At 43.3% G+C, this 20,200-nt stretch carries 21 protein-coding genes; 13 read left to right on the top strand and 8 right to left on the bottom strand.

Translation table 11 applies throughout. The annotated features are described in order from the left end of the window. Nucleotides 1–71 precede the first annotated feature (71 nt). Nucleotides 72–1,100 (top strand): DUF4917 family protein, encoded by a 1,029-nt coding sequence (locus tag ACP7BU_RS03360; RefSeq protein ID WP_224215610.1) that lies wholly within the window; start codon nt 72–74, stop codon nt 1,098–1,100. A 35-nt stretch (nt 1,101–1,135) separates the two neighbouring features. Here ACP7BU_RS03360 and ACP7BU_RS03355 read toward each other — a convergent pair whose 3' ends face one another. The 6 genes from ACP7BU_RS03355 to radA form a co-directional block, all read right to left on the bottom strand. Then, the gene (locus tag ACP7BU_RS03355; protein WP_180086272.1) at nt 1,136–1,654 is read right to left on the bottom strand and encodes a tetratricopeptide repeat protein; all 519 of its coding nucleotides are present in this window, start codon (nt 1,652–1,654) and stop codon (nt 1,136–1,138) included. Between the two features lie 97 nt (nt 1,655–1,751). Further along, the gene (locus tag ACP7BU_RS03350; RefSeq protein WP_180086270.1) at nt 1,752–2,090 is read right to left on the bottom strand and encodes a DUF3325 domain-containing protein; all 339 of its coding nucleotides are present in this window, start codon (nt 2,088–2,090) and stop codon (nt 1,752–1,754) included. Continuing rightward, on the bottom strand, nt 2,087–3,820 hold the full coding sequence (locus tag ACP7BU_RS03345; protein ID WP_425878840.1) for a PepSY-associated TM helix domain-containing protein: 1,734 nt from the start codon (nt 3,818–3,820) through the stop codon (nt 2,087–2,089). The genes ACP7BU_RS03350 and ACP7BU_RS03345 overlap by 4 nt, the downstream gene beginning before the upstream one ends. 1 nt (nt 3,821) lies before the next feature. Further along, nucleotides 3,822–4,178: a hypothetical protein gene (locus tag ACP7BU_RS03340; protein ID WP_425878842.1), complete on the bottom strand. Its 357-nt coding sequence runs from the start codon at nt 4,176–4,178 to the stop codon at nt 3,822–3,824. A gap of 223 nt (nt 4,179–4,401) precedes the next feature. Then, entirely contained in the window at nt 4,402–5,406 is a 1,005-nt protein-coding gene (locus tag ACP7BU_RS03335; protein WP_004731819.1) for a Tim44 domain-containing protein, read from the bottom strand. A 118-nt stretch (nt 5,407–5,524) separates the two neighbouring features. Beyond that, a complete protein-coding gene (radA, locus tag ACP7BU_RS03330) occupies nt 5,525–6,916 on the bottom strand; it encodes a DNA repair protein RadA (protein WP_310076941.1) in 1,392 nt (463 codons plus the stop codon). A 174-nt stretch (nt 6,917–7,090) separates the two neighbouring features. Between radA and ACP7BU_RS03325 the strand changes: the two genes are divergently transcribed. Beyond that, nucleotides 7,091–7,495 (top strand): hypothetical protein, encoded by a 405-nt coding sequence (locus tag ACP7BU_RS03325; RefSeq protein ID WP_425878844.1) that lies wholly within the window; start codon nt 7,091–7,093, stop codon nt 7,493–7,495. Between the two features lie 95 nt (nt 7,496–7,590). Here the strand turns inward: ACP7BU_RS03325 and ACP7BU_RS03320 are convergent, their stop codons facing one another. Beyond that, nucleotides 7,591–8,937, bottom strand: coding sequence for an alanine/glycine:cation symporter family protein (locus ACP7BU_RS03320; protein ID WP_005103909.1), 1,347 nt, complete (start codon nt 8,935–8,937; stop codon nt 7,591–7,593). 319 nt (nt 8,938–9,256) lie between these two features. On the opposite strand from ACP7BU_RS03320, the gene ACP7BU_RS03315 reads away from it, so the two are divergent. The 7 genes from ACP7BU_RS03315 to ACP7BU_RS03285 all read left to right on the top strand — a co-directional run bounded on the left by ACP7BU_RS03315 (nt 9,257) and on the right by ACP7BU_RS03285 (nt 15,397). Further along, nucleotides 9,257–10,660 (top strand): amino acid permease, encoded by a 1,404-nt coding sequence (locus ACP7BU_RS03315; protein ID WP_425878847.1) that lies wholly within the window; start codon nt 9,257–9,259, stop codon nt 10,658–10,660. 132 nt (nt 10,661–10,792) lie between these two features. Then, the gene (lptM, locus tag ACP7BU_RS03310) at nt 10,793–11,026 is read left to right on the top strand and encodes an LPS translocon maturation chaperone LptM (RefSeq protein WP_005247664.1); all 234 of its coding nucleotides are present in this window, start codon (nt 10,793–10,795) and stop codon (nt 11,024–11,026) included. A gap of 24 nt (nt 11,027–11,050) precedes the next feature. Further along, entirely contained in the window at nt 11,051–12,295 is a 1,245-nt protein-coding gene (gene lysA / locus ACP7BU_RS03305; RefSeq protein ID WP_153567003.1) for a diaminopimelate decarboxylase, read from the top strand. 12 nt (nt 12,296–12,307) lie between these two features. After that, nucleotides 12,308–13,153, top strand: a complete 846-nt coding sequence (gene dapF, locus ACP7BU_RS03300) for a diaminopimelate epimerase (RefSeq protein WP_004645716.1) — start codon at nt 12,308–12,310, stop codon at nt 13,151–13,153. 87 nt (nt 13,154–13,240) lie between these two features. Continuing rightward, on the top strand, nt 13,241–13,846 hold the full coding sequence (locus tag ACP7BU_RS03295; RefSeq protein ID WP_148334285.1) for an alpha/beta fold hydrolase: 606 nt from the start codon (nt 13,241–13,243) through the stop codon (nt 13,844–13,846). Further along, the gene (gene xerA, locus ACP7BU_RS03290; protein ID WP_153567002.1) at nt 13,847–14,782 is read left to right on the top strand and encodes a site-specific tyrosine recombinase/integron integrase; all 936 of its coding nucleotides are present in this window, start codon (nt 13,847–13,849) and stop codon (nt 14,780–14,782) included. Nucleotides 14,783–15,013: 231 nt separating this feature from the next. After that, on the top strand, nt 15,014–15,397 hold the full coding sequence (locus tag ACP7BU_RS03285; protein ID WP_004645713.1) for a hypothetical protein: 384 nt from the start codon (nt 15,014–15,016) through the stop codon (nt 15,395–15,397). Between the two features lie 209 nt (nt 15,398–15,606). Here the strand turns inward: ACP7BU_RS03285 and ACP7BU_RS03280 are convergent, their stop codons facing one another. Next, nucleotides 15,607–16,101: an Lrp/AsnC family transcriptional regulator gene (locus tag ACP7BU_RS03280; RefSeq protein WP_004645712.1), complete on the bottom strand. Its 495-nt coding sequence runs from the start codon at nt 16,099–16,101 to the stop codon at nt 15,607–15,609. A 112-nt stretch (nt 16,102–16,213) separates the two neighbouring features. Between ACP7BU_RS03280 and ACP7BU_RS03275 the strand changes: the two genes are divergently transcribed. The 4 genes from ACP7BU_RS03275 (at nt 16,214) to ACP7BU_RS03260 (ending at nt 19,886) form a co-directional block, all read left to right on the top strand. Further along, complete coding sequence (locus tag ACP7BU_RS03275) at nt 16,214–16,819, top strand: LysE family translocator (RefSeq protein WP_005252483.1); 606 nt, start codon at nt 16,214–16,216, stop codon at nt 16,817–16,819. A 523-nt stretch (nt 16,820–17,342) separates the two neighbouring features. Beyond that, the gene (locus ACP7BU_RS03270; RefSeq protein WP_004731799.1) at nt 17,343–18,095 is read left to right on the top strand and encodes an electron transfer flavoprotein subunit beta/FixA family protein; all 753 of its coding nucleotides are present in this window, start codon (nt 17,343–17,345) and stop codon (nt 18,093–18,095) included. Between the two features lie 18 nt (nt 18,096–18,113). Then, on the top strand, nt 18,114–19,046 hold the full coding sequence (locus ACP7BU_RS03265) for an FAD-binding protein (RefSeq protein ID WP_004645709.1): 933 nt from the start codon (nt 18,114–18,116) through the stop codon (nt 19,044–19,046). Between the two features lie 180 nt (nt 19,047–19,226). Further along, nucleotides 19,227–19,886, top strand: a complete 660-nt coding sequence (locus ACP7BU_RS03260) for a hypothetical protein (RefSeq protein ID WP_004731795.1) — start codon at nt 19,227–19,229, stop codon at nt 19,884–19,886. The last annotated feature ends 314 nt before the right edge of the window (nt 19,887–20,200 follow it).

The raw sequence follows: 20,200 nt of genomic DNA, 5'->3' as shown, positions 1-20,200 counted from the left end.
TTGGAAATTGATTTTGTTCCAATCCTAAATTGATTAATATCTGACTAATAAGAAAATTTTGAGAATAAACTATGACTGATGGTTTTGAGTATGCAATCAAAGACTGGGCTGAAATTAAGGATAATTATGAGAATGGCAATTTAATTATTGGTAATGGGGCGAGTGTTGCTTTGCATCAAAAATTTCGTTTTGATTCTTTAAAAGAAGAGGCTGAAAAATTAAGACTTTTTAATGATGATATATCTAAACTTTTTATTGAGTTTGATACATCTGATTTTGAATTAATTTTACGATTGGTTTGGCATGCGAAGTTAATAAATAAGCATTTGGGAATAGTTGATCAAAAACTTGATTCAGCTTACGAAAATATAAAACAAGCTCTTATTAAAGTGGTGAAGGAAGTTCATTGTGAACATTCTGATATCGCGGATCAATTACCTCAGCTATATCAATTTACAAAACAATTTAGAACAGTAGTCTCCCTTAATTACGATTTAATCCTGTATTGGATTTTAATGTATGGAAATAGAAATGAAGATGGGCATAGATTTAAAGATTGTTTTCAAGGTAGCGGGTTATTTAGAAATAATTGGCAAGATTTGAGAAATCCTATTCGTAAGGAAAAAGAAGTAACTTTGAGTCTTTATCAACATGGTAATTTATCTATTTTCAGAGATGCAAAAAATACCGAAACTAAAGTTCAAAGAGGGGATTTTGAGGGTTTGTTAGAAGTTATTACTTCACAATGGGAAGATAATAAAATTCCTTTATTTGTTGCCGAGGGTACGGGAACTAAAAAGCTTGAATCTATAAAAAGTAGTTCCTATTTGAGTACTATTTTCTATGAAGTTCTACCAGATTTAATAACTCAAAAAGCTAATTTAGTCATTTATGGCTGGAGCTTAGGCAAGCAGGAATCACATTTGGTAAAGCAGATATTTAAGAATAAACAATCAGGTAAGGTGGCTATTTCTATATTTCAAAATAATCAGGAAGAGTGCCATCGAATTTATCGGCTTATAAAAAATGAAAAAGTAGCTCCAAATATCGAAATAGAATTTTTTGACAGCCAAAGTTCAGGTTGTTGGAATAATCCTTAAAAAAAAAGCCCATCATCTGATGGGCTTTTTTTTACTTATTTAGCTTCAGCAGCATCTGCTTTTTGAGTCCAGAACTCAGCCTGTTCTTCATTGCCATCTACGCCTAAACCATTGGCATAAATAAATGCAAGATCACGCATCGCCTGAACTTCGCCCCATTCCGCAGCCTGTTTTACCAAAGCAATCGATTTTTCGACGTCTTTTTCAATTACATCGCCACGACGGTAAAAACCTGCCAGCTCCAAAGTCGCAGCAGGGTGCTTCTCGATATTGGCCTTGCTTAACCAGTAATAGGCTAACTCAAAGTGAGCTTTGGATTCTTCAGGATCTTTTTCTGCTAACTCTTTGGCATAAACGGTATAACCTTCACCTAACCAGTACATTGCATCCACCAGCCCGCCGTTGGCAGCTTTCAACGCCCATTCTTCAGCAAGAATGATGTCATCATCATGCTCGCTTTGCATATACAGTTCAGCCAGTTCAAATTGCGCTTCAGCATTGCCGGCTAAGGCAAGATTGGTCAGGGCAGCAGGGGGAGAAACACGCTGGGTCATATCAACATCTCAAAAATATTGTGTGTAGACTAAAAGGTTTAAAGCAAAAAAGCCAATCCGAAAGTCAGCTTTTTAAAGAGATTGGTCAATCAAATGATTAGATCAAGCAAAGAATCCCTGAGATCGAGGCGATGAACACACAGAACATTACGATCACTTTAATTCTACTTGCCAGATAACTCAGGCTTAAGCCGACCACCAGTGCTGCAAAAGTCAGACTACCCAGCCAGTAACTGATCATATTGCTGATAGCTCCTGTACACAGGCACAGAATCAGGGCGAGTATGAGCAATACCCAACCGAGAATAGTCGCAAGTTGTGTTTTTGCAGGGTTGAGTTCTGTGTCAAAAATTTGTTTTTGATGTTTGGACATCGACGTTGCAAGCGCAAAGAAACCCAGTGAAGTTAAAGCCCAAATCAGTAAGAAAAACATCATGACTGATTCTCCTTGAGAGCAACCTTGGCTTTTTTAGGCGACAAGCCTTTATGGTTTTTCACTTTTTTAAATGAAAACCAGAACAAGATCGCAAGCACCCACATCGCTAGATCAAAAGAAGCAATGACCCATTGACCATGCATAATGGTGTTCCAGATCGCCTGACCGCCGGTCAGAAAATTGACGATTGGGAGCAAGGCAAATGTCCCAGTTGCAAGCATGAGAAGCTCTAGCCAAGCTTGTCGATGACTGCGAATCATGGCATACAGCAACGTCAGCAACCAGACAATAAAGAAGCTACGAATTTCCCAGTTCAGACGCATCTCCATGTCTGCCGGAATAAAACGGTTGGCATAGAAATAGGCAGCACAGGCAACAGGTAAACCAATAATGGCAGCGATATTGGTGACTTCCACAAGACGATAACCAAACGATTTATAGCCTTGTTTCTGTTGCTGTGGTGCACGTTTGACACACCATAGAATCAAGCCGGTGGCAATCATCAAGGTACCCACCACACCTGACATGAACAATAACCAGCGTAACGCCAGATCTACACCACGTGCTTCATGCAATGTGGTGAATACATTATAAATACCATTTGCGATTGAAGGCATTTTCAGTGTGGTTTGATCTGGCTTTAATTCACCTGTTACGCCATTAAAAGCAAGGCTCGGATAAACATTGCGATAAGCTACGCTGACTCCGTTTAAGGCACGAAGCTCAATTTCTGCTTTTACGGTATTTGGCTGGATAATAGTTATCATACCCACCGGATTATTTTTCCATTCTTTTTCGGCTGTTGCCAAGATCGGAGCTAGATCGGTTAACGGTGCAGGAGGTGCAGCTTGCATTTCATCACGAGAGCGGCGACCTTCACTGCGTGCAGACATTTCACCGCGCTCGCCACGATTTTCTCTCTCAGCTTGCGGTCGACGTTTTTTGCTCTCACTATGGGTTTCACGGGATTCAGCCTGAATACTGTTGTCTTGAACCAAACTCTTACGTTGATCCTGAAGGAAAGCACCACGATTTTCATAAATCTGGTTTACGCCCCAGGGCATGAGGGTAAAAAGCAATAATAATAAGCCACTGAAGGTAATCATGATGTGAAAGGGCAGGGCAAATACCGCAGTAGCATTGTGTGCATCCAACCATGAACGCTGACCTTTGCCGGGACGGAAAGTAAAAAAATCCTTGAAAATTTTCTTATGGGTAATGACACCGCTGATGATTGCCACCAGCATGAGCAGGGTCGCAACGCCGACAATCCAGCGTGCCCAGATCCTTGGCAAACCATATAATTCAAAGTGGAAACGGTATAAGAATGAACCGCCACGTGTTTCACGCGCTTGCAAAACTTCCCCCGTGGTGCTGTCAATCGTCACGCGGGTACCGCCACGACGGGCACGCGGATCTTCGCTGGCACTACGAATAGTCAGGGTGGTAGTGTTTTGGCGTGAGTTAGGAAGCTGGATTGCCCAGCTGCCAGCATCCGGATGGTGCTGTTGCAGATAAGCCAGTGCCACACGGGTTTGTTCGATTTGAGTCTTTGGTGGAACTGATTGATGAAATTCCGGTTTCATCCAGACGGTAATTTCGTTCTGGAAAAAGCTTAAGGTTCCGGTCAAGAAAATCGCATATAAAAGCCAGCCTAAAATCAGACTGGCCCAAGTATGCAACCACGACATCGACTGGCGTGGACCTTCGGGTTTTGCATCTACTCTCATCTCAATTTCCTAAAAGCTTATAGGCGATATAGAGTAAAACACCGGGAATCGCGATCCCGAGCGTAGCTTTGAGCGTCTTATTCACAATAAATACCCAGATAAATGCAGCAGCATTCAAGCTAAAGCCAATCAGGGTGGCGGACATGGCTGCACTGCTTCCACTGTCGATAAAAAGCTGGGCAATCAAGATCGTTGCCAGTGTAGCCAGTAGATAACCGCCAGCACCCGCCAGAATAAAGCGATATAAAATCATCCCACGATAAGCCAGCATATTTGCTTTGACTTTATTTTTGCTTGATGGTTTCGGTGCAGTAACTGTTCCAGTCGCTATGGCTTGCATATTCGGACTATTCATCATCGAAAATTCTATTTACAAACTTATGAATTAATTAATGATAATGATAACAATTATTGTTTAGATTTTAAATATGGGTTGTTGAACTATTTATATGAAAAATAAGTAAAACTGGAAGTTAGGTTAAAAAAGAGAGGGGGAAGGGAATTAAAAAAGATCAAAATGTAAGGCTTGAAAATAAAAACAGCGGCTCGAAGGCCGCTGTCTAAACTTCATTTATTCACGATTAGTCTTGCTGAATACCTGCAACCACCCAGTCCTGATTTGAACCTGCTGGTTTGGTGAAATGCCAGATTTCTGCGAACGGTTGCGGCAAGCTGTTTAAGTCTTCGCTTACCGTACCTGTAAAGCGTACGCTGACAATATACTGGCCATTGTCAGTCGATGAGTCGACGACCATCGCATTCAGATTTGAAAACTCGGCAACATCCTGATCCTGATTGCTCATGATGTCGTTATACATTGACTGATAAAGTTCAGGAGTCAGATAACGCTGAATTTCAGAAATGTTGCTTGCTGTATTCATGGACTGAATATGGTTAAAACGCTGACGCGCTACACGCAAGAATGCTGCAGGTTCAGTACCATCCGGTAACTGGCTGCCACTTTGGGTATAAGCTGCACCAAAAGGCGCGTTATTTACCGGAGCAGAACCGAACGGAGCATTGTTGCTTGACGTTTGACCACCCACATTCTGACCAAAAATATTGGTACTGTCACCACCGCGAGGTGCAGTCGGTGCCTGACCAAAAGGTGCTGTATTACCAGCACCGCTATTTGGTGCGTATGGGTTAGAAGCTACTTTTTTTTTTGCGCCCATCTTACGGAAAATGAAGAAGGCAACAGCAGCAGCAAGAAGGATCCAGATCCAGCCTGGAATACCACCTTTTTCCTCTTCGGCTTGAGCAGCCTGAGCTTCAGATGCTGCTACACTTTGATCATCCGCCAAGGCATTGGCAGCAACTGCACCAATCGCAGCACCGGCTACACCCGCGGCAACCATGCCGCCGACACCCGGACCGGATTTTTGCTGGGTTGCAGCACCGGCAACTGGCGCTTGTTGAGCAGGCGCAGCTTGACGAGGTTGTTGATAAGATTGAGTAGGTTGTGCAGAACGTTGCATGCCGTGACTTTTACCGCCACCGGCACGTTTTGCTTCAGCTGCAAAAGGCGCAACCAATAAAACTGCTGTCAAGATACCTGTGATCAAACCGCGCTGTCGAACTTCCATTCATTTTTCCTATGAGAATAAAACCTGTTTGTACAGTCTATTTATATAGGCTTTGTGTGGAATTTCAATCAAAAATCTGTATTTTTTTGCTCTTTGTACGAAATGAGCCGGTTTACAGTTAATTGAGTTCATCACTCAGCGCCATTGCCTCGCTCAAGGCTTCATGTAAACGCGCAACTGCAATAATTTGCACGCCCTCGATGGATTTTTGCGGTGCATTGCCGCGAGGGACAATAATGTATTTAAAACCATGTTTAATCGCTTCTTTTAGCCGTTCCTGACCGTTCGGCACAGGGCGAATCTCTCCAGACAGTCCGACTTCCCCAAAAACCGCCAGCTGTTGCGGTAAGGCTTTGCCACGAATGCTGGAAGCGCAGGCGAGAAGTACCGCCAGATCCGAACCTGTTTCGGTAATTTTCAATCCACCGACAATATTGACATACACATCCTGGCCGGAGGTTTGCACACCACCATGCCGATGCATGACTGCAAGGAGCATATTTAGACGGTTCTGATCCAAACCAAGCGCTACGCGTCGTGGCTGACCATGCGCATCATCGACCAGTGCCTGAACCTCAACCAGTAGCGGGCGCGTACCTTCGCGGCTGATCATTACAATCGAACCGGGAATCGCTTCATCATAACGGCTTAAAAAGATGGCTGAAGGATTGGACACTTCGCGCAGACCTTTATCGGTCATGCCGAACACACCGAGCTCATTGACCGCACCAAAACGGTTTTTGACCGCTCGGATCATCCGGTAACGTGAATCCGACTGGCCTTCAAAATACAGCACACAGTCCACCATATGTTCCAGTACACGTGGGCCGGCCAGTGCGCCTTCTTTGGTTACATGACCGACCAGAAACAAAGACGTGCCACTATTTTTGGCAAAACGGGTCAACAAGGCCGCTGATTCACGAATTTGTGAGACACCACCTGGTGCAGATTGTAAGGTCTCGGTGTACAGGGTTTGAATAGAGTCTAGAATAGCCACCGCAGGGCGTTGTTGGGCCAATACTTCACAAATACGTTCAACACAGGTTTCGGCCATAACTTTGAGCTGATCGGTCGGCAGATCCAGACGCTGGGCACGTAGCGCGACCTGAGACAAGGATTCTTCACCGGTGACATATAAGGCCGAATTTTTGGCAGAAGCCATGTGCGCGGCTGTTTGCAGCAAAATAGTCGATTTACCAATTCCGGGATCACCGCCAATCAGAACGACGGAACCTGTTACCAGTCCGCCACCCAGAACCCGGTCAAATTCATTGATCCCCGTCGGCAGACGGGTTTCATGAGAGACTGAGACCTGATTTAAAGTCGTGATGCTGGACGCCTGGCCTGCGTATCCACCACCAATTTTTGGCTGTGCACGATGCGTTACTGCCGGTGCAATGGTCACCTCAACCAGGCTGTTCCATTCCCCGCATTCAGAACACTGCCCCGACCATTTTGGATGATCGGCACCACATTGTTCACAACGATACACACTTTTTGCTTTAGCCATATTTGAAGATGAAGCGATTGAAATTGAGTGACAGCATAGCGGTGAATGCCATCGAAAACCAAGTCTTTCACCTGAAAAATCATGGTTTTTACGACAAGTCTTGTCGTTTTTATTTATGCTGATTTGAATGCTGTGCGTCAACGCCGTCTATAATGCCCATCTTGTTATGCTGGAATGGAACAGATCTTGTCACAATTGCTCAAACATATTGATGCGATCGCACGTGAAAAAAACCGTGATGTGTTATTTGTGCATTTTGATCATTATGTACATCCAGATCGGGATGCAAACTCGGTTCGCCAAATGTTAATCGGCTGGCTAGAGCAACAGGGGATTGTGTATATGCCGTGTTTAGGTGTGGATCAAACCGTCCATAGTGAAATCTACCTGGGTGGGCTTTATCTGGATGTACCTTTTGATCTGCATCATAAAACCTATCAAAAACTGAGTGAGTATCTGGAAGATGAACAGGGCAATATGAAAATTGAAGGCATTCAGTTTTTTGTTCTTTCTTTGGCTCTGGCGCTTGAACTCGAGTCTGATAGCAAAGTACCACAATGGGGTGGTTTGCGTTGCTAAATTTTCATAATGAAAAATGGAAAAGATTAAGCAGAAAAAGCCACGATTGACGTGGCTCTTTACTATTTAAGTTGAGTAATTAAATAGCTTATCAATTAATAAAGTTCACCAGATTTACGTCTTGCAATAAAGTCTTTCGATTCCTTGGCAATCACTCCGGATAAAAGCAATAGTGCAATTAAGTTTGGAACCGCCATGAGCCCATTAAAGGTATCGGCGAAGAGCCAAACCAGATCAAGGGTCGCCACACAGCCAATAAATACCGAAGCGATATAAATAATGCGATAGGGCAGCACAAACTTCTCACCGAGCAAATAAGTGGCACATTTCTCGCCATAGTAGCTCCAACCCAAGATGGTGGAATAAGCAAAGAAAATAATCCCGAGGGTCACAATCCAGCCGCCGATCCCAGGCAACAGTTTGTCAAACGCGCTGATGGTCAATACTGCGCCGGTCTGGTCACCGAATGAGTTGCCGGCCATGATATAACCCATCACCAGTACAATACCGGTAATCGAACAGACGATAATCGTATCAATAAAGGTACCAGTCATAGACACCAGACCTTGACGGGCCGGATGATCGGTTTTCGCTGCTGCGGCCGCAATCGGTGCAGAACCCATACCGGCTTCGTTGGAGAATACTCCACGCGCTACACCATAACGAATCGCTGCGCCAATCGCACCACCTACAGCAGCCTCACCGGTAAAGGCATAGGTAAAGATCATTTTCAGGGCTGGAGCGACTAACTCCAGATTGTTGATGATAATCGTCACTCCCCCTGCAACATAGCCCAGGGCCATAACTGGAACAATTACTGAAGAAGCGCGAGAAATGGTTTGAATTCCGCCGAGAATCACCAGTGCTGAAAAGGCGGTAATGACGATACCGGTCATCCAGGTTTCGATGCCCAAGCTGTTTTCAACCGCCAGTGCTACAGTATTCGACTGTACTGAACTGCCGATTCCAAAAGAAGCCAGTGTCCCGAACAAGGCAAAAATCAGTGCCAGCCATTTCCATTTCAGACCACGCTCGATGTAGTACATCGGACCACCCGACATTTCACCTTTTTCATTTTTGACTCGGTATTTGACTGCCAGAACACCTTCGCCATATTTGGTGGCCATACCAAACAGGGCGGTCATCCACATCCAGAACACGGCGCCCGGACCCCCGAGGACACAGGCAGTGGCTACGCCGGCAATATTACCGGTACCAATCGTGGCAGAGAGTGCGGTCATCAATGAGGCGAATTGGGAAATGTCCCCTGAATGGTCAGGGTGCTTGCCAAAGACCTGTTTAAAGGCTAAAGGCAACATGCGGAACTGCCAGAACAATAAACGAAAGGTAAGGAAGATCCCGGTACCAACAATTAGTACCAGCATATAAGGGCCCCAGACCCAGCCGCTTAAAGTTTCCATTAAACTTTGTAAATTTTGCATAAAATTCTTCTTATTGATCCATGTCTGTGTAGTTCGAGGTATTGATTAAAAAGCAATTGCTATGCCAGATACATTCATCCTGAATGCATAAATTGACTGAATAGTGTTCTATTTTTTACACAGTTTTAAAAATTTGACAAGAAATTACTGGAATATCACAGGTCAAAAATAAAGCAGAAGTGTAACCGTAGAGCGATATAAGAAAAATAAATTAACTTCTTCAATTAATCAGGAAATACAAATGATGCAAATTTTATTTTTGTATTCAGCATTTTTTACGTTAATTTGTCGCGAGTAAAACTCAAAGTTGTAATTAATAATGTCAGAAAAACATAACAATTCGTCGGCAGAGCACGGTGAATTAAAGCGGAGTTTGTCCAATCGGCACCTACAGTTAATTGCCATTGGGGGCGCCATCGGAACCGGCCTGTTTATGGGTTCGGGTAAAACCATCAGTCTCGCAGGTCCTTCGATTCTGGTGATCTATATGATCATCGGTTTTATGGTCTTTCTGGTGATGCGTGCATTGGGTGAGTTGTTGCTCTCCAATTTACAATATAAATCATTTATTGATTTTGCCACGGATCTGATCGGGCCTTGGGCCGGATACTTTGTTGGCTGGACCTACTGGCTGTGCTGGATCACCATCGGGATTGCAGATCTGTCAGCCATTATTTATTATCTGCAATTCTTCAATAATGGTTTGCCCTTTAGCCCTGAAGAAGGCGTCATGATCAGTGTTGCCGCGATTGTGTTTATCATGGGGCTGAATCTGGTCACGGTAAAACTGTTTGGTGAAATGGAATTCTGGTTTGCCCTGGTCAAAATTATCGCCATTGTGGTGCTGATTGCTGTTGGTCTGTGGATGGTGTTTACTGGCTTTACCAATGATGTTGGTACGGTCGCATCCTTTAGTCATATCTGGGAGCATGGCGGTTTGTTCCCAACGGGTGCCATGGGCTTCCTGGCCGGTTTCCAGATTGCCATCTTTGCCTTTGTGGGGGTGGAACTGGTGGGGACTACCGCGGCTGAAACCAAAGATCCGGAAAAGAACCTGCCAAAAGCGGTGAACTCTATTCCGATCCGTATCATTATTTTCTATGTATTGGCACTGCTCATTGTGATGTCAGTAACTCCATGGAACCAGATTGACCCGAATGTTTCGCCCTTTGTAAACCTGTTCAGTCAGGCTGGCATTGCAGCGGCTGCGATTATCATGAACCTGGTGGTATTGTCCTCGGTGATGTCATCGATGAACAGTGGCGTATTCTCGACCAGCCGTATGCTGTTTGGTCTGTCGCGTGAAGAGCAGGCACCGGTTGCCTTTGGTCGCTTGAACCGTCGCGCAGTGCCTGCAAATGCCCTGTATTTTTCTGCCGTGTGTTTGTTGCTGGGTGCAGCACTTCAGTATTTTGTTCCGGATACCGTTCGGGCCTTTACCTTGGCAACGACTTTATCCACGATTCTGTTTATTTGTGTCTGGATCATCATTATCTGGAGCTATATCGTGTATTACAAAACACGTCCAGAACTACATGCAAAGTCAACTTTTAAGTTGCCAGGTGGTTTAGTGACTTGTTGGGTCGTGATTATTTTCTTCCTAAGCATGATCGTGGTCTTGGCGCTGGAAGAGGATACCCGCCAGGCACTGATGATCAGTCCGATCTGGTTTATCCTGTTAATCATTGGCTATTTTGGTTTCTATAAACAGAAACATAAATAAACCTTATCAATAAAAACGTCAGCGATCTGCTGGCGTTTTTTTTTGTCTAAAGATACTCTCTAGCGTTTAACGCTTGGGTCATGCCGAATGATCGCGTTATACTTCATCGAAACTATTACATTAGGTGGTCAGATGCGCCAAGTCATTTGCTACATCAGTATCTTAGCGACAGGTCTTGTTCTTGCAGGTTGTGGACAGTCAGGTGCTTTGCACTTGCCGAATGATCCGAATTACGACAAGCGTGCCAAGTATCTGTTATACAAAAATACTGAAACTGAGCCTAAAGCGTCCGATGAAAAACGCGAGGCACCCGTGCAACAACAGTTTGCTGCACCTACAGATTCAGACGTTAAAACCACACCATAACGCTTTCACAGAAAGGATACCTTCATGAGTTTCACCCGCATTAATGGGGTATTGCACGCTGAGCAATGTTCATTACAACAGCTCGCGGAGCAATTCGGCACACCACTCTATGTTTATTCTAAAGCCACTTTGGAAAAGCATTTTTTAGATATGGACCGTGCTTTTGATTTTATCGACCATCAAATCTGTTTTGCGGTAAAGTCCAACTCTAATCTTGCGGTATTGAATGTATTGGCCAAACAGGGTGCCGGTTTTGATATTGTGACCGGTGGTGAATTGGCGCGTGTGCTGAAAGCCGGTGGTGATGCATCGAAAATCGTATTTTCGGGCTTGGGTAAATCTGAAGCGGATATCAAAAAAGCGTTGGAAGTCGGCATTGCCTGTTTCAACGTGGAATCTTATGCCGAGCTGGATCGTATCCAGAAGGTTGCGGCTGAATTAAATATCAAAGCGCCGATTTCATTACGTGTGAATCCTGATGTCGATGCCAAAACCCATCCTTATATTTCAACCGGCTTAAAAGAAAATAAATTCGGTATTCCGTCTGATAGCGTGTTTGAAACTTATCAATATGCAGCGTCATTGCCAAATCTGGATGTGGTTGGGATTGACTGCCATATCGGTTCACAGCTGACTGAAACCCAGCCATTTGTGGATGCACTGGATCGTGTCATTGTGATGATCGACCAGTTAAAAGAGCTGGGCATTCACCTCAAACACATCGATATCGGCGGTGGTCTGGGTGTGACGTATAAAGATGAAACCCCGCCGTCGGTTGAAGAATATGCCAATGCGCTACGTCCAGCTTTAGAAAAATTGGGCTTGAAAGTGTATATGGAACCGGGACGTAGTATCTCTGCCAATGCAGGTGTGCTGCTGACTAAAGTGGATCTATTAAAACCAACGAATCACCGTAATTTCGCGATTATTGATGCTGCGATGAATGACCTGATTCGTCCTGCTTTATATGAAGCATGGATGGACATTCAATCTGTTACACCTCGTACCGATATCGAAACGAAAGAATGGGATGTCGTGGGTGCAATTTGTGAAACTGGTGATTTCCTGGGTAAAGAGCGCGAGCTTGCGATCAAGGAAAATGATGTGCTGGCTGTACTTGGCGCTGGTGCATACGGTTTTGTGATGAGCTCAAACTACAACAGCCGTGGTCGTGCTGCTGAAGTAATGGTCGACGCTGATCAGGCGCATTTGATTCGTGAACGTGAAACGATTGAATCACTCTGGGAACGTGAGCGTTTATTGCCTTAAGGATAAATCAGGATGTTATTAGAATTTACCAAGATGCATGGTCTGGGCAATGACTTTATGGTGGTTGACCTGATCAGCCAGCGTGCTTATTTAGACACTTTGACCATTCAGCGTTTGGCCAACCGTAACTTCGGCATTGGTTTTGATCAACTCTTGGTGGTTGAGCCACCCGATGTGCCAAGTGCAGACTTTAAATACCGGATTTTTAATGCCGATGGTTCGGAAGTGGAGCAATGTGGCAATGGCGTGCGCTGTTTTGCCAAATTTGTACATGATCGTCAGCTCACCACCAAAACCAAAATCAAGGTGCAAACCAAATCTGGTATTGTTGAGCCGGAATTGGGTGCGAATGGCTGGGTACGGGTCAATATGGGTTATCCAAAATTTTTGCCTCAGGAAATTCCATTTGTAGCTGATGCGCCGGAGAGCCTGTATGACATCGATCTTGCTGGCGGTGAAAAGCTGACCATTGATGTGGTCAATATGGGGAATCCACATGCGGTGACAATCGTACCGGATGTGATTGCTGCCGATGTCGCACGTATTGGTCCACAAGTTGAATCACATGCGCGCTTCCCGGCACGAGTCAATGCTGGCTTTATGCAGATTATTGATGAAAAACATGCACGTTTACGTGTGTACGAGCGTGGTGTAGGCGAGACCTTAGCTTGTGGTACAGGTGCCTGTGCTGCCGCAATTTCAGGTATGCGTCGTGGTCTGCTGTCGAGTAAAGTCGAAGTTGAACTGGCAGGCGGCAAGCTGCAAATTGAATGGAAAGAAGGTGATGTGGTCTGGATGACCGGACCAACGGCGACCGTATATGAAGGACGTCTGGATTTACGTTATTTCCAGGGTTAAGCTTGGTTCCGCTTGAGAAAAAAGCACTGTCTGATCGATGGTGCTTTTTTTATGCTAGGATGGGAAAAACCGTAGAATTTGACCGAGATGAATACGCTTGTTTTCCTGCCGGGTGCTTCAGGAAGCCAGCACTTTTGGCAGCCATTAAGGGCAGCATTAACCAAATATCCAGATCAGCAAGTCATTGCCTATCCGGGCTTTGATGGCGTAGCACCAAATTTGGCCATTCAAAACCTGTATGATCTGCAAGAATTCGTGAAAGAAAAAATTGAGGATGATTCCATTCTGATTGCCCAGTCTATGGGCGGTGTCTTGGCCGTTGGGTTGGCACTTAAGCATCCACAGAAAGTCAAAGGGCTGGTATTGTTGGCGACATCTGGTGGTCTGAATTTAAAAACTTTTCATTGTGCAGACTGGCGAACAGATTATCGTGAACTGTTTAAAACAGCGCCGGACTGGTTTGAACAAGACCAAACTGAATTTAGCCGCGTTCAGCTCGCAAGTCTGGACGTTCCGATCTTGCTGATCTGGGGCGATCATGATCCTTTAAGTACTGTTCAGCTTGGACAATACTTGGCAGGAATTTTTAAAAATGCAAAATTGCATATTATCCAAGGTGGAGATCATTTCTTTGCCAATACGCATGCAGATCAGGTTGCAATGCTGATTCAAGATTATTTGGAGCAACTCTAAATGGAGCAAGCAGTGATTGTCCCACCTCAACTCTTGCTCAATATGTGGCTGAAAGAACGTGAAATCCAAAACCAGTCCAAACATACCTTGCAAGCCTATGAACGTGATGTCTCGGATTTTTTAGAGTTTTGCCAGCGTGAGCAGCTCAATTTAAACGATGTGGAAGCCACCGATTTACGCCAGTTTCTGGCTGAAAAAGTTGAACAGCATCAGCTCAGTCCTAGCAGCCTGCAACGTATGCTTTCGGCTATTCGCCAGTTTATGAAATGGGCCGAGCAGGCTCAGCATATGGCTTTTAATCCGGCGGATGATTTTCAGTTAAAACGTCAATCGCGTCCTTTGCCGGGCATGGTGGATATTGAAACAGTCAACCAGATTATTGATCAGCCTGCGCCCGAAAATGAAATACAGCAGCAAATGTGGCTCCGGGACAAAGCGATTTTGGAATTGCTTTATTCGAGTGGGTTGCGTCTGGCAGAACTGCAAAGCCTGAGAATTAAAGATATTGATTTCAACCGGCAGTTATTACGCATTACTGGTAAAGGCAATAAAACCCGGATTGTGCCTTTTGGCTCCAAGGCCAAAGACAGCGTGATGGCCTGGTTGCAAGTCTATCCCTTATGGAATGGTGATTTTGTGCCGGAGGCGAATGTATTTATTACCCAGAAAGGCAATCCGCTCGGTGCAAGACAAATTGAAAATCGGGTCAAGTTTCAGGCACAGCGCGCAGGCGTCAATGTCGATCTGCATCCACATTTATTAAGACATTGTTTTGCCAGTCATATGTTGTCGAATAGCCGGGACTTACGAGCCGTGCAGGAAATGCTGGGTCACAGCAATTTAACCACCACGCAAATTTACACCCATGTCGATTTTGATCATCTGGCCCAGATTTATGATCAGGCCCATCCACGTGCACAACATAAAGAAGAATGATCATGTGCGAAGTGTTATAGAATAAAAATCATGAAAATTGTATTTTTGGCACAAAACTTTCATATATAAACCTTAAAATGGAATTGAACTGAACATTGGCGTTCGGGTAAGCATTTCACTATTGTCTTATTCGTTAAATGCGCCATTTCAGGTATAACAATAACTAGTATTTAATATTTAAAATGAAATATTGCTGAGCAGCGTCTCAGCATTTGACCGATGGGAGGTGACATGGACACACTGGTAATTGCAGATATAGAGCAAAAATATGCACAGTTAAGTGAAGCTCAAAAAGAAATGTTTGCAGGTTATGGTTTGCGACAAATCAAGCATTTTGTGGACATTAGCTTACCCAATCTTGAAGCGACCTTACCCGAAGGCGCCATCATTCAAGGGATTAATGCCGATGGAAAAGTTCAGGCCTTTAATGCGGCGACTAGGCAATACTATTTATGGATTTCTGATTTGCAATGGCAATTGTCGAATCGTGCGACCCAGGCAGTCGATTTAAAAGAAGATGCGATTGCAATTTGGCAAATTTTTGAATTGGCAGACTATGAGCTGGTAGATTTAAGCCATGTACATCGTGATTTTTTAGCACAAGAAACTGAGTAAATTCTGAAGCATCCACATAACATAAAAATAAGATTCAGTCCTGTGATTTGGCTTTGCTCAAGAGGAAAAGGTTGTCTTCTATAGGCAACCTTTTCTTATAGTAGAACTTTCAATCTATGCGCTTGCAGCACATGTTATGGTTTAAGCAAGCATACGATTATGCAAATCTTAAATTAAGAACATAGCGTCGTTGTCTAAAATCAGTTTGCCTATAAATCTTCTAAAGGCAGCTGGAAACTCTGTTTAATAATCTGACTCGGTAAATCTGTTTTGACACTGGTAATACCATTTTTTTTGGTCAGATGGGTCGACTGAAATTTACGGTAACTTTCCAGATCAGGCACCACAACTTTCAACATGGCATCGCTCTCTCCCAAAATAATGTAGCACTCCATCACTTGCGGCAATTCTTTCATCGCCTCAATAAAGGTATCAATGGTTTCGGCATCCTGACCGACCAGCCAGATGCGCGAAAATAAAATCAGCTGAAAACCAATTTTTTGTTGGTCGACAATAGTCGTGTAATTCTGAATCACGCCTGCATCTTCCAGCAATTTCACCCGGCGTAAACAGGATGAAGGTGAAAGTCCGATTTCACGTGCCAGATCATTATTCTGAATACGGCCATTGGCCTGTAAATGTCGAATGATATTTTTATCAATTCGATCAAGCTTTACCCGCACAGACTTGGTGGATATTTTCATAAATTAGAATAATATTCGAAAAATAATACTTATTATAAAATAAAATGAAAGCCAATTTTGTAAAAAATCGCAGATACTTATTTCACTTTCTGGAGTTTGAAAGGAAAAGGAAATGTCTGTATTTGTACTCTTTGCACTGACCGTGCTTCCCCTAATTTTTACGCCTGGACCCGATATGTTATTTATCCTGTCTCAAGTGATGGGTAAAGATGCAAAAGCAGGCATGATGGCAACCTTAGGGGTGTGTTGCGGTTATCTGGTGCATTCTATTCTGGTGGCACTCGGGATTGCGGCTATTATTGTCTCTTTTCCGGTGCTGTTTGAAACGATTCGCTGGCTCGGGATTGCTTATCTGCTGTATCTGGCCTTTGGTTTGCTCAAATCGGTATTCAGTAAAAACGCGCTGAACATTGAGAAAAAGACCTCAGCCAATCCGATTAAAAAAGGTTTTTTTACCGCACTGTTAAATCCGAAAGGCATGTTGATTTATTTTGCGATTTTGCCGCAGTTTATTGATAAATCGGCCAATACTGTCAGTCAAGGTTTGATTCTGTCCTTTATTTTTATCAGTCTGATTTTTGTGGTGTATTGTGGCTTAAGTATTTTATTCAGCAAAATCAGCCAAAAAACCCAAATGGATGAACGTAAACAAAAATGGGTAGATGGAACTTCTGGTGGTTTACTGGCACTTGCCGCAAGCTGGTTAATCATTAATTAATCTGGCTGTAAAGAAGCATACTCTTCGCAGTATGCTTTTTTTATAATTGCGAAGATTTGAAATTAAACATTCACTGTGTAGGCGTAGAATTCAATGCGCTGGTTTATTATTTGGTCAATTTGTCTTTATATGGGGTTTAATTCGCTCTCAAAAATAGTTCTGTCCAAAATGACAAAAGCTGACATACGTATATTCCGGCTGTTTTGCTTCAAGCTGCTTTAAATCAATTTAAATTAAATGTGATCAATCAAAACTTCTGATGTGATTAATCAGATAAAAAAATAATATAAATCAATGGTTAAATTTTAAGTAAATATTGATACATTTCATTGTAATAAAACGATAACAATTAATTGTGAACGCATCGTTCAGGGAAAATTACGCATTTTTACACCTCTTTGTTGAATTGTGACTTGACCGAAATGCCGTACACATTGCAAGATAGGGCACCTAAAAAAATTTAAGTGAAGAGTTACACTAACTTTTCTCAACATTTACATTTGCTAAAACAGCCGAGGATTACATGAAGGCTCTTGTTGCTGTAAAACGTGTGGTTGATGCCAACGTTAAAGTTCGTGTTAAACCGGACAACAGTGGTGTTGACTTAACTAACGTTAAAATGTCAATTAATCCATTCTGTGAAATCGCAGTGGAAGAAGCGGTTCGTTTAAAAGAAAAAGGAACTGTTTCAGAAATCATTGTTGTTTCTATTGGTCCTAAAGAAGCCCAAGAACAGATCCGTTCTGCAATGGCGCTTGGTGCTGACCGCGGTATTCTGGTTGAAGCTGATGACAGCCAACTGGGTGCGCTGGAAATCGCTAAAATTCTGAAAGGCGTTGTTGACGCTGAACAACCACAATTGATCCTTCTAGGTAAGCAAGCAATTGATGATGACTCGAATCAGGTTGGTCAGATGCTTGGCGCTCTAATGGGTGCAGGTCAAGGTACCTTCGCTTCTGAAGTAAAAGTAGATGGCGATAAAGTACAAGTAACACGTGAAGTAGACGGCGGTTTACAAACTGTTGAACTGACACTTCCAGCAATCATTACAACTGACTTGCGTTTGAACGAGCCACGTTATGCGGCACTTCCAAACATTATGAAAGCGCGTAAAAAACCGCTTGATACCAAGTCACCTGCAGATTTCGGTGTAAACCCTGCAACTAAACTGAAAACAGTGAAAGTTGAATCACCTGCAGAGCGTAAAGCTGGCGTACAAGTGAAGTCTGTAGATGAACTTGTAGAAAAATTGAAAAACGAAGCGAAAGTGATCTAATACAGAAGGATAAAAATCATGAGTATTTTAGTTATCGCTGAGCACGACAACAAAGCATTAAACGCTGCTACTTTAAACGTTGTTGCTGCAGCGCAAAAAATCGGTGGTGATATCACTGTATTGGTTGCTGGTTCTGGCGCTCAGGTAGTTGCTGACCAAGCGGCTAAAGTTGCGGGCGTAAGCAAAGTATTGCTTGCTGATGACGCTGCTTATGCAAACCAATTGGCTGAAAACGTGGCTAAACTTGTTGCTGAATTAGGTAAAGGCTATACACATATCCTTGCTGCTTCTACAACAACTGGTAAAAATATTTTACCACGTGCAGCTGCGCTTCTTGACGTAAGCATGATCACTGACATCATTGCGGTAGATGGTCCTAAGACTTTCAAACGTCCGATCTATGCAGGTAACGCAATTGCAACTGTAGAATCAGGCGAAAACATCGTATTGGCGACTGTTCGTGGTACAGCATTTGATGCTGTAGCTGCTGAGGGCGGTTCTGCTGCTGTTGAAGCTGCTGCGTCTACGGGTGATGCGGGTATTTCTAAGTTTATCAACGAAGAAATCGTAAAATCTGAACGTCCTGAACTGACAGCTGCGCGTATTGTGGTTTCTGGTGGTCGTGGTGTAGGTTCTGGTGAGAACTATCACAAGATCCTTGATCCATTGGCTGACAAGCTTGGTGCTGCTCAAGGTGCATCACGTGCTGCGGTAGATGCTGGCTTCGTACCAAACGATATGCAAGTGGGTCAAACTGGTAAAATCGTTGCACCTGACCTGTACATCGCTGTAGGTATCTCTGGTGCGATTCAGCATTTGGCTGGTATGAAAGAATCTAAAGTGATCGTTGCGATCAACAAAGATGAAGAAGCGCCAATCAATGCAGTCGCTGACTACTGGTTAGTCGGTGACCTGAACACTGTAATTCCAGAATTGGTTTCTAAAATCTAATTTCTGAATCGGGTTCAAAATACGCTCTTGTGCAAGCAGTGAAAGCAATGCTTTACTGTTTTGTCCAAGGGCGTTTTTTTTATGCAAAAATTTTAAAAATACTCTACAGTCGAAACTAGAGTATTTCATTTGCATGAAAAGTGATAAAATCCCGGTTTGCTTTTTCTCCTGTTTTTAATCATGTCCTTTTCCAAAGCCGCCCATATCCTGTTTATTAGTTTTTTGCTGATTGCGCTTTATCTGGGTATTTGTATTCATACTGCCCTGAATGCACCAGCTTCGGTAACTCAGTATTTATTTAGTGAATCAGGCGCTTTTGAAGTCATGAGTCCATGGTTATGGTACTTGCTGGCAGTGCTGTGTTTGCTTAATGTTGAAATCAAACCTAATACCCGAGTGTTTACGGCTATAGCAGCGACATTGTTGGGATTACGGGAAATGGATTTCCATAAGCAGGTGTTTGAAATGAGTTTTATCAAAACTAATTTCTATCGCAGTGCTGAAATTCCGCTCATGGATAAGCTGCTCGGATTTATTTTATTGCTCGGCATTATTTTTGTCTTTCTGGTACTGGCGAAAAAGCTGGTTCAAACCATACGAAGCATGAAGAATTCTTTGAATATTGCACATTTTTTTATCTTTCTCACCATTGCCTGTGGCGGACTGAGCAAAGTGCTCGATCGCACGACTTCAACCCTGAAAGAAGAATTCGGCATCCAGTTGGTGCCACATACTCAAATCATGATTATGACCATTGAGGAAGGGGTAGAAATGTTATTGCCAGTTTTATTGATTGTGGCCGTGCTGAGCTATCGTAAAGTACTGAACCAGGCACAATAAAAATATAGAAAAAACGATGAAGATGCGCCAGTTGATTGGCGCATTTTGTTTTTGTACTCCTGTATTTCTCAAAATTTTGGGTATTGAAAAATCCTGTCTGGATGCGCTGATTTTCGGTTTTGAAATAACAAGAAAATGATCACTAAAATGAAGATAATTAACAAGGTTAAGCTGAATATTTCGACACAAAAATACAAGTGTTTATGCTATAATTTAGGGCTGTATTTTAGTTTTTAACTCAGTCGTTTGAGTTAATGATTTTGCTAGTTTTACGACATATAAATACAAGCCAAAATTGGCTTGTAGAATAAGGA

Origin of the sequence: Acinetobacter sp. 40AMC3-4 (genome assembly GCF_049898185.1) — a bacterium.
In the GTDB taxonomy this organism is placed as follows: domain Bacteria; phylum Pseudomonadota; class Gammaproteobacteria; order Pseudomonadales; family Moraxellaceae; genus Acinetobacter.
This window is presented reverse-complemented; position numbering and strand designations above follow the sequence as displayed.

Coding starts and splice junctions, on each gene's coding strand:
- ACP7BU_RS03360 (WP_224215610.1), top strand. CDS start 72: ATGACTGATGGTTTTGAGTATGCAATCAAAGACTGGGCTGAAATTAAG.
- ACP7BU_RS03355 (WP_180086272.1), bottom strand. CDS start 1,654: ATGACCCAGCGTGTTTCTCCCCCTGCTGCCCTGACCAATCTTGCCTTA.
- ACP7BU_RS03350 (WP_180086270.1), bottom strand. CDS start 2,090: ATGATGTTTTTCTTACTGATTTGGGCTTTAACTTCACTGGGTTTCTTT.
- ACP7BU_RS03345 (WP_425878840.1), bottom strand. CDS start 3,820: ATGAGAGTAGATGCAAAACCCGAAGGTCCACGCCAGTCGATGTCGTGG.
- ACP7BU_RS03340 (WP_425878842.1), bottom strand. CDS start 4,178: ATGATGAATAGTCCGAATATGCAAGCCATAGCGACTGGAACAGTTACT.
- ACP7BU_RS03335 (WP_004731819.1), bottom strand. CDS start 5,406: ATGGAAGTTCGACAGCGCGGTTTGATCACAGGTATCTTGACAGCAGTT.
- radA (WP_310076941.1), bottom strand. CDS start 6,916: ATGGCTAAAGCAAAAAGTGTGTATCGTTGTGAACAATGTGGTGCCGAT.
- ACP7BU_RS03325 (WP_425878844.1), top strand. CDS start 7,091: ATGGAACAGATCTTGTCACAATTGCTCAAACATATTGATGCGATCGCA.
- ACP7BU_RS03320 (WP_005103909.1), bottom strand. CDS start 8,937: ATGCAAAATTTACAAAGTTTAATGGAAACTTTAAGCGGCTGGGTCTGG.
- ACP7BU_RS03315 (WP_425878847.1), top strand. CDS start 9,257: ATGTCAGAAAAACATAACAATTCGTCGGCAGAGCACGGTGAATTAAAG.
- lptM (WP_005247664.1), top strand. CDS start 10,793: ATGCGCCAAGTCATTTGCTACATCAGTATCTTAGCGACAGGTCTTGTT.
- lysA (WP_153567003.1), top strand. CDS start 11,051: ATGAGTTTCACCCGCATTAATGGGGTATTGCACGCTGAGCAATGTTCA.
- dapF (WP_004645716.1), top strand. CDS start 12,308: ATGTTATTAGAATTTACCAAGATGCATGGTCTGGGCAATGACTTTATG.
- ACP7BU_RS03295 (WP_148334285.1), top strand. CDS start 13,241: ATGAATACGCTTGTTTTCCTGCCGGGTGCTTCAGGAAGCCAGCACTTT.
- xerA (WP_153567002.1), top strand. CDS start 13,847: ATGGAGCAAGCAGTGATTGTCCCACCTCAACTCTTGCTCAATATGTGG.
- ACP7BU_RS03285 (WP_004645713.1), top strand. CDS start 15,014: ATGGACACACTGGTAATTGCAGATATAGAGCAAAAATATGCACAGTTA.
- ACP7BU_RS03280 (WP_004645712.1), bottom strand. CDS start 16,101: ATGAAAATATCCACCAAGTCTGTGCGGGTAAAGCTTGATCGAATTGAT.
- ACP7BU_RS03275 (WP_005252483.1), top strand. CDS start 16,214: ATGTCTGTATTTGTACTCTTTGCACTGACCGTGCTTCCCCTAATTTTT.
- ACP7BU_RS03270 (WP_004731799.1), top strand. CDS start 17,343: ATGAAGGCTCTTGTTGCTGTAAAACGTGTGGTTGATGCCAACGTTAAA.
- ACP7BU_RS03265 (WP_004645709.1), top strand. CDS start 18,114: ATGAGTATTTTAGTTATCGCTGAGCACGACAACAAAGCATTAAACGCT.
- ACP7BU_RS03260 (WP_004731795.1), top strand. CDS start 19,227: ATGTCCTTTTCCAAAGCCGCCCATATCCTGTTTATTAGTTTTTTGCTG.